The sequence below is a fragment of the Nonomuraea antimicrobica genome, assembly GCF_039536965.1.
Taxonomy (GTDB): domain Bacteria; phylum Actinomycetota; class Actinomycetes; order Streptosporangiales; family Streptosporangiaceae; genus Nonomuraea; species Nonomuraea antimicrobica.
The window spans coordinates 1-9,856 of sequence record NZ_BAAAZP010000084.1; the positions used below are offsets into that span (position 1 = coordinate 1).

Annotated in this window: 9 protein-coding genes and 1 pseudogene; 6 read left to right on the forward strand and 4 right to left on the reverse strand. The window is 73.7% G+C overall.

The window, feature by feature from the left end; all coding sequences use genetic code 11:
- Positions 1 to 294: AMP-binding protein (locus ABD844_RS22240; protein ID WP_344880987.1), on the reverse strand; the 294-nt coding region annotated here is incomplete at its 3' end.
- Positions 295 to 316: 22 nt separating this feature from the next.
- A complete protein-coding gene (locus tag ABD844_RS22245) occupies positions 317 to 820 on the reverse strand; it encodes an EF-hand domain-containing protein (protein WP_344880990.1) in 504 nt (167 codons plus the stop codon).
- 367 nt (positions 821 to 1,187) lie between these two features.
- Here ABD844_RS22245 and ABD844_RS22250 point away from each other — a divergent pair, with 367 nt between their 5' ends.
- Both ABD844_RS22250 and ABD844_RS22255 read left to right on the forward strand, forming a co-directional pair.
- Complete coding sequence (locus ABD844_RS22250) at positions 1,188 to 2,930, forward strand: pyruvate dehydrogenase (protein WP_344880993.1); 1,743 nt, start codon at positions 1,188 to 1,190, stop codon at positions 2,928 to 2,930.
- 75 nt (positions 2,931 to 3,005) lie between these two features.
- Positions 3,006 to 3,689 carry a TetR/AcrR family transcriptional regulator gene (locus ABD844_RS22255; protein ID WP_344880996.1) on the forward strand — a complete coding sequence of 228 codons (684 nt, stop codon included), beginning with the start codon at positions 3,006 to 3,008 and terminating at the stop codon, positions 3,687 to 3,689.
- A 464-nt stretch (positions 3,690 to 4,153) separates the two neighbouring features.
- Here ABD844_RS22255 and ABD844_RS22260 read toward each other — a convergent pair whose 3' ends face one another.
- On the reverse strand, positions 4,154 to 4,333 hold the full coding sequence (locus ABD844_RS22260) for a hypothetical protein (RefSeq protein WP_344880998.1): 180 nt from the start codon (positions 4,331 to 4,333) through the stop codon (positions 4,154 to 4,156).
- Positions 4,334 to 4,539: 206 nt separating this feature from the next.
- On the opposite strand from ABD844_RS22260, the pseudogene ABD844_RS53230 reads away from it, so the two are divergent.
- The 4 genes and pseudogenes from ABD844_RS53230 to ABD844_RS22280 form a co-directional block, all read left to right on the forward strand.
- Positions 4,540 to 4,890 (forward strand): annotated as a pseudogene (locus tag ABD844_RS53230) (WD40 repeat domain-containing protein); the annotation flags it as partial.
- A gap of 325 nt (positions 4,891 to 5,215) precedes the next feature.
- A complete protein-coding gene (locus tag ABD844_RS22270) occupies positions 5,216 to 5,536 on the forward strand; it encodes a WD40 repeat domain-containing protein (protein WP_344881004.1) in 321 nt (106 codons plus the stop codon).
- A 281-nt stretch (positions 5,537 to 5,817) separates the two neighbouring features.
- Positions 5,818 to 6,786, forward strand: coding sequence for an ArsR/SmtB family transcription factor (locus tag ABD844_RS22275; RefSeq protein WP_344881007.1), 969 nt, complete (start codon positions 5,818 to 5,820; stop codon positions 6,784 to 6,786).
- A gap of 125 nt (positions 6,787 to 6,911) precedes the next feature.
- Complete coding sequence (locus ABD844_RS22280; protein WP_344881010.1) at positions 6,912 to 7,820, forward strand: aminoglycoside phosphotransferase family protein; 909 nt, start codon at positions 6,912 to 6,914, stop codon at positions 7,818 to 7,820.
- Positions 7,821 to 7,835: 15 nt separating this feature from the next.
- Here ABD844_RS22280 and ABD844_RS22285 read toward each other — a convergent pair.
- Positions 7,836 to 9,856, reverse strand: a 2,021-nt coding sequence (locus ABD844_RS22285; protein WP_344881013.1) for a glycoside hydrolase family 31 protein, incomplete at its 5' end; no start/stop codon positions are given.

Consider the following 9,856-nt stretch of genomic DNA (forward strand, 5'->3'; position numbering starts at 1 on the left):
GCACGTCTCGGCCAGCGGCTCGGCCCGCTCGGCCGTCCGGAACAGCGCGCGCATGCCGCAGTCGCCGATCACATGGGCGATCTCCGCGACGGCGGAGGCCGCGTTCAGCGGCACGCAGCACGCCTGGAGGCGGGCCAGCGCCAGGTACGTCACCACCCACTCGCGGCCGTTGGGCAGGCACAGCCCCACGAGATCACCGTGCCCGATCCCGTGGGCCGCGAGCCCGGCCGCCCGTTCGTCCGCCAGCGCCGTCAACTCGGCGCGGCTCACCGTGCGATCGTCGCACACCAGCATGAGAGCGCAGTCCCGGCCGTCGTCAGAGCAGGTCGCCGGCGCCGGTGTAGAACGCCCGGAGGAACCGCGCGAAGTCCTCCGTGCTCACCCGGCCGGTGCCTCCGGTGTCGAGGTCGCTGAAGAGCTTCGTCGAGTACGTCAGCGGGAACCCGGCGGCGCTGTGGAGGCCGAGGAAGTCGTCGCGCTCGATGCGGCCGTCGTCGTCGAGGTCGCACACGGCGGGCACCGCCACCGCGTACGCCTCGCCGTACTCGGCGAACCACGCGGCGTCGTGCGAGAACGAGGAGTACTCGGCGAAGCTGATCTCCCCGTCGTGGTCCTGGTCGGCGGCCTCGGCCAGCCCTGCCCAGAAGCGCAGGCACGCCTCGGTCAGCGCCCTGCCCTTGGGCGCGTCGGCGGGCACGCCGAGCACGGAACGCACGCGCGAGGCGAAGAGCGCGAGGTCGGCGGACGTCAGCGCACCGCTGGCGTTCACGTCGAGGAGATCGAAGCGCATCCGCAGGCGTGCGGGGGACGACACGGACATGAGGGCTCTCCATTCGGTTCGCGATCCCGGCGATCGGGCGATCGGCGGGGGTGCCGGTTCCGGCCCCGGCGGGGGAGCCGGGACAGCCGACGGAAGCGGACGACGGAAGGGGCGGAAGGGGACTCGGTGACGGGGGAGGTCGGCCACCACACCATTACCCTGCGCCATTGGGCGATAACCGTCCGTCGCCGATCGAGTCGGCGCGCGACACCCCGTCGCGGATTTGGTCCCCTCATGACCGGCGGCGCGGCGTGCCGGAACGGGGCCGGGGCAGGGCTTCGGTGCGGACGCGCGTACGGGCCGACGTCCACGTGGCCGGAAGCCGAGGGGCCATCGCCGGGCACGGCGGCAGGGGGGATTGGGACACATGGCGAAGCAAACCGTCGCCGAGCAGTTCGTCGACCTCCTCTCGCGGGCCGGGGTCAGGCGCCTGTACGGCGTGGTCGGCGACAGCCTCAACCCCGTCACCGACGCCGTGCGCCGCCACCCCGCGATCGAGTGGGTGCAGGTGCGGCACGAGGAGACGGGGGCGTTCGCGGCCGGTGCGGAGGCGCAGCTCACCGGGCGGCTGTGCGCGTGCGCGGGAAGCTGCGGCCCCGGCCACGTGCACCTGATCAACGGCCTGTTCGACGCCCACCGCAGCATGGCGCCGGTGCTGGCGCTGGCCGCCCACATCCCCAGCGCCGAGATCGGCACGTCGTTCTTCCAGGAGACCCATCCCGACCGGTTGTTCGCCGAGTGCAGCCACTACTCGGAGCTGATCTCGCACCCGGAGCAGATGCCGCGCGTCCTGCAGACCGCCATCCAGCACGCGGTCGGGCTCGGCGGGGTGGCCGTCGTCAGCCTGTCGGGCGACGTCGCCGGCCAGGACGCGCCCCAGCGGACGGCCGACCCCGCCCTGCTCACCCGGCGGCCGGCCGTACGTCCCGGCGAGGCCGAGATCGACGAGCTGGCCCGGATGGTCGACGAGGCGCAGGCGGTCACGCTGTTCTGCGGCAACGGCACCGCCGGCGCCCACGAGGAGGTCATGGCCTTCGCCGAGCGCGTCAAGGCGCCGGTCGGCCACGCGCTGCGCGGCAAGGAGTGGATCCAGTACGACAACCCCTTCGACGTCGGCATGTCCGGGCTGATCGGCTACGGGGCCGCCTACGACGCCATGCACGAGGCCGACCTGCTGCTCCTGCTGGGCACCGACTTCCCGTACACCGCGTTCCTGCCCGACCACGTACGCACCGTCCAGGTCGACATCCGCCCCGAGCGCCTGGGCCGCCGGTGCAGGCTGGACCTGGCCATCTGGGGCGACGTCCGCGAGACCCTGCGCGCGCTGACGCCGCGGGTGCGGGAGAAGAGCGAGCGCCGCTTCCTCGACAAGATGCTGCGCAAGCACGCCGACACCCTGGAACGCGCCGTCGCCGCCTACACCCGCGACGTCGACCGGCACCGCCCGATCCACCCCGAGTACGTCGCCTCGCTCCTGGACGACGAGGCCGCCGACGACGCGGTCTTCACCGCCGACACCGGCATGTGCACCGTCTGGGCCGCCCGCTACCTGTCACCGAACGGCCGGCGCCGCCTGCTCGGCTCCTTCAACCACGGGTCGATGGCCAACGCCATGCCGCAGGCCATCGGCGCGCAGCTCGCCGACCGTACCCGGCAGGTCGTCTCCCTGTCGGGCGACGGCGGCTTCTCGATGCTGATGGGCGACTTCCTCACGCTGGTCCAGTACGACCTGCCGGTCAAGGTGGTGCTGTTCGACAACTCCGCGCTCGGCATGGTGGACGCCGAGATGCTGGTCGCCGGCTTCCCGCCGTACGGGACCACCTACCCCCACACCGACTACGCGGCCATCGCCCGCGCCGCCGGCGCGCACGCCCTGCGCGTCGAGGACCCCAAGGACGTGCGGGACGCCATCCGCCAGACCCTGGACCACGACGGCCCCGCGCTCCTGGACCTCGTCACCGACCCCAACGCGCTGTCCATGCCCCCGCGCATCACCGGGCGGCAACTGGCCGGGTTCGCGACCACCACCAGCAAGCTCGTGCTCAACGGCGGCGTCGGACGCATGATCCAGCTCGCCCGCTCCAACCTGCGCAACATCCCCCGCCCGTGATCCGCGAACGGGGCATCCCACGACCGAGCGGGCGGCCGATGGGGAGTGAGGCAGAATCAGGGGCGGGAGGTGATCGTGGAATCTGCGCTGTCCGCGCTCCTGGCCGATGCGGAGTCGCTGCTGGAGCGCGCGTACGCCGACGCCGTCGAACGGGCCGACGACCTCGACGAGACCCGTGCCCGCATCCTCGACGCGGCCTACGAGCAGTTCTGCCGGATGGGCATCCGGCGCTCCACCATGGAAGACGTCGCCCGCCGGGCCAAGGTCTCGCGCATCACGGTCTACCGGCGGTTCGCCACGAAGGACGCGCTGGTCGTACACGTCGTGCGTCGGGAGTTCCGCCGCTACTTCGACCGGTTCCTCGTCGACATCGAGCAGGCGGGCACCGCCGCCGACCGGGTGGTCCTGGGCTTCGTCAGCTCGTTGCGCGCCATCCGGGACAGCCCGCTGATCGGCGGCCTGATCGCGGCGGAGCCCGACCTGCTGGTGCCCTCGATGATCACTGACGGGGGGCGGGCGCTGGCCACCGTGCGCCGGTTCGTCGCCGGTCAGCTCCGTCGCGAGCAGCGCGCGGGGCAGGTCTCCGGCCGTCTGGACACCGACCTCGTGGCCGAGCTGATGGTCCGGATCTCCGCCTCGTTCCTGGCGATCCCCAGCCATGTCGTCGACCTTGACGACGACGGGCGGCTCGCCGCCGTGGCCAGGCAGTTCCTCGTACCCATGCTGGAGCCCGCACCCGACGCCCCGCAGAAGCCCTGACCGGCCCCGAGGGAGCCGATCGGCCCGTCCGCGACATGCCGGCGAAAGCGAAGAGACATCGCTCACCGCCAAAGTGATGACATGCCCGGCATGGAACGTCCACCCGATGGGAGGTGAGGAGGGCCGTCGCGGCCCGGGGAAGTCGTGGCCCGGGGAAGGAGACCGATGACGCGGGTGCCGCCTGACGCGGAGGGGTGGATCGAACGCCCGGTGGAGGTCGACCGGGTGGTCGCCGCCCTCACCTCGGGGCACGGCGGGCTCGTCGTGGTGGCCCCAGGACTGGACGGCGTCGGGGGACTGGGACAAACCACCGTGGCCGCGCTCGCCCTGCGGCGGGCGGCGGTGACCGAACGTTTCCCCAAGGGGATCGGCTGGGCGCGCGTCGGCGACACCTCCGGGGAGGGATGGGCCGACGGCGTGGTGGACGCGGCGGCCGGTCTGTGGGGTGCGAACGCCGAGCCGTTCTACCGGCTCGACCTGGACGAACTCGTCGCCGCCTTGCAGGGGAAGGAGGCGGCCCGGCGGCTGACGGACGACCTGGTGAAGGCGGGCACCCCCGAGGCCGTCTCGCTCGCGCGTACCGTGACCGCCGCCGCGCACCTGCTCGAAGCCGCGCGGGAGACCGGGTCCGACCCGCTGCCCACCCTGGCCTCCCGGCTGCACGAGATGCCAGGGAAGGCGGGGGAGGCCCACGCGTGGTTGCGGGAGACGGGACGGGCCCTGGCTGGAGTCCCGCTGGCCGCCGCCCGATCTGCCCCATCCCGCGATGGTCCGTACCCTGGACGGCCGCGGCAAGGAGACGAACGACGTCGCGATCGCACCCGACGGCACCTGGCTGGCCGCCGCGGGCATGGGGTTCCTGTGGCTCTGGAACGCCGACGGGACCCTGCGGGCCGCGATCTCGGGACGGGACCAAGGCTACGAGTGCCTGGCGATCGCCCCCGACGGCACCTGGCTGGCCTCGGTCGGTCACGACCGGACGATCAGGGTGTGGGACGCGTTCCGGGCCGACGCCGTGACCGAGCGGAGCCGCGTCCCCGACCTGCACGCCGTCGCCGTCTCACCCGACGGCTCGTGGCTGGCCACCGCGGGAGCGGACGGCCTCACCCTCTGGAACGCCGACGGCAGCCCGCGCCCCGACCGCCTCGACGTGTGGGTGAACGACCTGGCCATCGCGCCCGACGGCGCGACCCTGCTCACCGGCGGCGCCGACGACGGCACGGTACGGCTGCACGACGCCGACGGCACCGTACGCCGCGAAGTCGCGCAGGGCACGGCCGGCCTCGACGCGGTGGCGATCGCGCCGGACGGCGCCTGGATGGCGATCGGCCACCAGGACGAGGTGTGGATCACGCGGATGGACGGCGCGAGGTTGCGGACCCTCACCCATCCCGGCGGCGAGGTCACCGCCGTCGCAGCCCGACTCCACCTGGCTCCTCACCGCGGCGGGCCGGTACCTGCGGCGGTGGAGCACCGAAGGCCACCGGCTCGGCGGCGACCTGGCGGCCGACGGGCCCGTCGAGCGGGTGGCGATCGCCCCCGGCGGGCGGACGCCGGCGGCGGTCACGATGCTCGGCTCGGTCGAGCTGTTCGACCTGGACGGCGTGCGGACCGGACGGTTCGGGCTGGACGACGAAATGACGGGCGCCGCGTTCTCGCCCGACGGCGCCTGGCTCGCCACGACGGCCGTGAACGGATGCCTGCGGGTGTGGGACACCGCCACCGGGGAATGCGCCACCGTGATCGTCGTGGACGGGGCGCTGCGCGACTGCGCGTGGTTCCCGGACGGTTCGGGGCTGTGCGCGGTGGGCAAGCCGGGCCTGTTCGGCTTCACCTTCCACCGATGAGCCGGGGTCCCCTCGCCGGACGAACGCGTGGGCAGGAACGCCGATGCGCTCCTGCCCACGCGTACTGGGACCTTCTTCCTGGGATCTCTTACGCGGAAGTCACGTACTCGACGCCGGGCTCGACGTTGACGGGCGATGTCATCAGTGCCTCCTTCGTCTCTGGACACGTGGTTCCAGTACAACGATCCGACCTGTCGTACGGTTGTCGCGCTCCTGTCGTCGTCCACGGAGCCGGACGGCGGCGAGCCGGGCGGTCCGGCGTTGATGTAGCGTATGGCTTAATGATCAGCTTCGAGCTCAGTGTCGAAGACCTGGCCGACACCCGGTTCGCGATCTCCCCGCTGGCCGAGACGGTGTTCAGCCTGCGCGTGCTCCGCGAGCCCGGCCTGCACGTCGTGCACCTGCCGTGGCGCAGGGCGGTGCTCGCCAAGCTCGGCGCGGCCGACACCGGCCTGCTGATGGGCCTGGTCGGGGAGAAACTGGCGCTCCCGGACTTCCTGACCCCTCGGCCGGAGACGTTCGCTCCGGCGTTCGGGGAGGAGCTGGCCATCGTCCGCCGGGCGGCCCCTGCGCTCGTACGGCGCGACCTGGTGGCGGCGCTCGCCCCCGGGCCGATCCCCGCCGACGACGCCTCCGCCGCCAGGTTCCGGGACACGGCCTGCGAGCTGCTGCAACGCTACTGGGAGCTGGCCATCCGACCCGACTGGCCCCGGATGCGGCTGGTGCTGGAGGCCGACATGACCTACCGGGCGCGGCGACTGGCCATCGGCGGCGCCCGCCTGCTCTTCGCCGACATGCACCCGAACCTGCGCTGGCACGAGGGGGTGCTGCACATCGCGAAGATGATCGGCCGGCACCACGTCGCGGCGTCGGGGAGGGGGCTGCTGCTGACGCCGTCGGTGTTCGCCCACAAGCCCGCCCCGCCGGTCCACCCCGAGGAGCCGCCGAGCCTGGTCTATCCCAGCCGCGCCGTGGCCACGTTGTGGGCCCCGGCGCCGGTCCCCGACGAGGGCGCGCTGGCGGAGCTGCTCGGGGCGCCCCGCGCCCGGCTGCTGCGCCTGCTGGCCGAGCCGCTGCCGACCGTCGAGCTGGCCCGCCGCCTGCGGGTCACCGCCAGCGCCGTCTCCCAGCACCTGCGCGTCCTGCACGCCACAGGGCTGGTCACCCGCGCCCGGCAGGGCCGTCAGGTGCTGTATCGCCGCAGTACGCTCGGCGACCACCTCACCGACCCGTTCGGCCCCCACGCCTGACGTCCAGGGCTCCGATCGCGGTTGCCCGCTGCCTAAACCAGTTGCCCGCCCCCCGGCCCAGGCTGTGAGCTGGGTCCGGTAACGACCGGGCTGTGCGAGATCCGTACCTGAGGTGATCACGAAGGATGAACGCGACTGCAGTGGACGGCCGCGCCGGAATCGACGCCGCGCTGGTGAAGCGGCTGATCGCCGCGCAGTTCCCGCAGTGGGCCGGCCTGCCGGTCGTGCCGGTGGAGATCGACGGCTGGGACAACCGCACCTACCGCCTGGGTGACGACATGACGGTGCGGCTGCCCACGGCCGCCGGTTACGTTCCGGCGGTGGCCAAGGAGAACGAGTGGCTGCCGCGCCTGGCGCCGTCGCTTCCCGTGGCCGTGCCGCCGATCCTGGGCATGGGCGCGCCGGGCGAGGGATACCCGTTCCCCTGGTCCGTACGCGGCTGGCTGCCCGGAGAGACGGCCGGCCGGGGGCGCGTCGACGACCTGGCGCGGTTCGCGGTCTCGGTGGCGGAGTTCGTCCACGCGCTCCAGCGCTGCGACACCGCCGGGGGCCCGCCGGCCGGGGAGCACAGCTTCTACCGGGGCACCCCGCCCGCGCACTACGACGAGGAGACCAGGCGGTGCCTGTCCGCGCTGCGCGGGCACGTCGACACCGGCCTGGCCGCCTCCGTGTGGGAGGCCGCAGTCGCCGCCGAGTGGCGCGGGCGGCCCGTGTGGTTCCACGGCGACCTCGCCCACGGGAACCTGCTGGTGGCCGACGGGCGGCTGACCGCCGTCATCGACTTCGGCACCTCGGGCGTCGGCGACCCGGCCTGCGACCTGGTGATCTCGTGGACGATGTTCGCGGGGGAGAGCCGGCGGGCGTTCCGTCGGGCGATCGGCGCGGACGACGCCACCTGGGCACGGGCGCGCGGCTGGGCCTTGTGGAAGGCCCTGCTCGTGCTCGCGGGAAGCCTGGACACCGACCCCGGACAGGCGGCGGACAACCGGCACGTGATCGCCGAAGTCCTCGCCGATCACCGCCGCCACGGATAGGGGACACCGCTCCGCTCAGGTGGTGAACACGGGGGAGAGGCGGGGCCAGTGCGCCGCCGCGCACATCACGGGCGGGCGGTCGAGGGGCGCGGGCAGGCGCACCGTACGCCCGCCGGGCAGCTCCCGCCCGGTCCAGACGTCCACCCAGCCGCCCTCGACCTCGGGCAGGTAGACCGGCGCCTCCGTCACGCCTGGCTCGGTCACGGGCGCGACCAGCAGCGCGTCGCCGAGCCGGTACTGCAGCGGATGCCGCCAGACCTCCGGGTCACCGGGATGGTCGAAGAACAGGCCGCGCATCAGCGGCGCACCGCCGGAGACCGCCGCCCGCGCCTGCTCGGCCAGGTACGGCACCAGCCGCTCCCGCAGCTCGGCCAGCCGCCGGAACACCGGGAGCACCCGCTCGTCCCCGGTCTGCCCGGCGACGTTCCACGGCGTGCGGTCCCTGGTGGGCCGGCGGTGATGGTTGAACTCGGAGTGGTACTGCATGATCGGCATGAACGCCGACGCCCCGGCCGCCCGCAGGTAGAGCTCGGAGTCCGGCACCGGCCCGGAGAAACCGGCCAGGTCCCACCCCCAGTAGACGATCCCGCAGGCCGAGGCGGTGATCCCGGCCCGGATCGAGGAGCGGAACGCCTCCCAGGTCGAGTCCTCGTCCCCGGCCCAGAAGGCGCCGTGCGGCTGCGAGCCCGCGAACCCCGCCCGGCTGAACGTCACCGGCTCCTTGCCGCACGCGCGCAGCAGGTCGCCGAACGCGCGGGCGTAGTGCACGGGGAACAGCCCGTTGCCCGCCGCGCCGTCGCGCCCGTCCGCGTAGCGCAGGTCGTGGCCCCAGGCGTGCTCGCCGCCGTCGGTCTTGAACCCGTCGACGCCCACCTCCTCGACCAGGTAGCGGCGCTTGGCCGTCCACCAGTCGCGGACCTCCTGGGAGGACAGGTCGGGCATGAGCGCGAGCGGGAACCACCAGCCCCGGTTGCGGTAGGGGCGGCCGTCGGCCTCGCGTACGCCGTACCCGCGCTCGACGAGCTGCCGGGCGTCCACGGCGGCCTGGTGGCGGGGATGGGGGCGCGTCTTCTGCAGGGGGATCTGCCACAGCAGCACCTTGACGTCCCTGCGGTGCAGCTCGTCCACCAGGCCCTTGGGGTCCGGCCACGGCCCGTCCTCGGGGAAGGTGTAGTCGGCCAGCCGGTGGGGCTCCTCGGACGGCTCGTACATGGCCTCGCGGAACGCCGTGAACGTCGTCTCGTCGCTCCACGCCTCGATCACCAGCGCGCCCACCGGGATGCCGTGCTCGCGGTGCCGGTCCATCTCGGCGAGCACGCGTTCCTGGGTGTTCCACTCGTTGCCGCTGGCCCACAGCCGGAACACCCACGACGGCAGCTCGGTGGGGCGGCCCACGTCGTCGAGGAACGCGCCGAGCACGTCCGCGGGGCGGGTACCACGGTAGAAGCGCACGCCCAGCTCGCCGTCCGGGCCGGTCTCGGCCTCGACCACGATCCGGCCGGGCCGGGCGGCGCCGACGTCGTACCAGGTGCGCCGCGTGGTCTGGGCGTGCCAGCCCCAGCTCGCCGCGCCGCCCACCACCATCGCGTACGGCATCGGCAGGTACGTACGCCCGTGCCGCCCCTGCGCCTTGTACTGCTCGAAGACCACAGCGTCGAGGGCGCGGCCCCGCTGGTCCACGGCGTCGAACCGCTCGCCGAAGCCCACCACGTGCTCCTCCGGCTCCAGCGCCAGCTCGAAGCGCACCCGCAGCGCGCCGTCCCCGTCGGCCAGCCAGCGCACGCTGCCCGGCACGACCCGGTCCGCGCCGGAGACCTCCAGCTTGCCGCCGGTGTCCGACCAGGCCGCCGCTGTCACCTCGAACCAGCGGGTGGCCCGGCTCCCGCCCGCGCCCGTCGTTGCCACGAAGCGGTAGGCGTAGCGGCTGCCCGCCTGGAGTGCGGGGGTGCGTACGCGCCACGAACCGGCGGCGGCACGGGCCGCCCGCGCCTGCGCGGCGGCCAGGTGCCCGCCGTCCACCGCGCCGTCCACGGCGC

Excerpts from the sequence above, each read along its gene's own strand:
- ABD844_RS22245 (WP_344880990.1), bottom strand. The coding sequence starts at position 820 with ATGTCCGTGTCGTCCCCCGCACGCCTGCGGATGCGCTTCGATCTCCTC.
- ABD844_RS22250 (WP_344880993.1), top strand. The coding sequence starts at position 1,188 with ATGGCGAAGCAAACCGTCGCCGAGCAGTTCGTCGACCTCCTCTCGCGG.
- ABD844_RS22275 (WP_344881007.1), top strand. The coding sequence starts at position 5,818 with ATGATCAGCTTCGAGCTCAGTGTCGAAGACCTGGCCGACACCCGGTTC.
- ABD844_RS22280 (WP_344881010.1), top strand. The coding sequence starts at position 6,912 with ATGAACGCGACTGCAGTGGACGGCCGCGCCGGAATCGACGCCGCGCTG.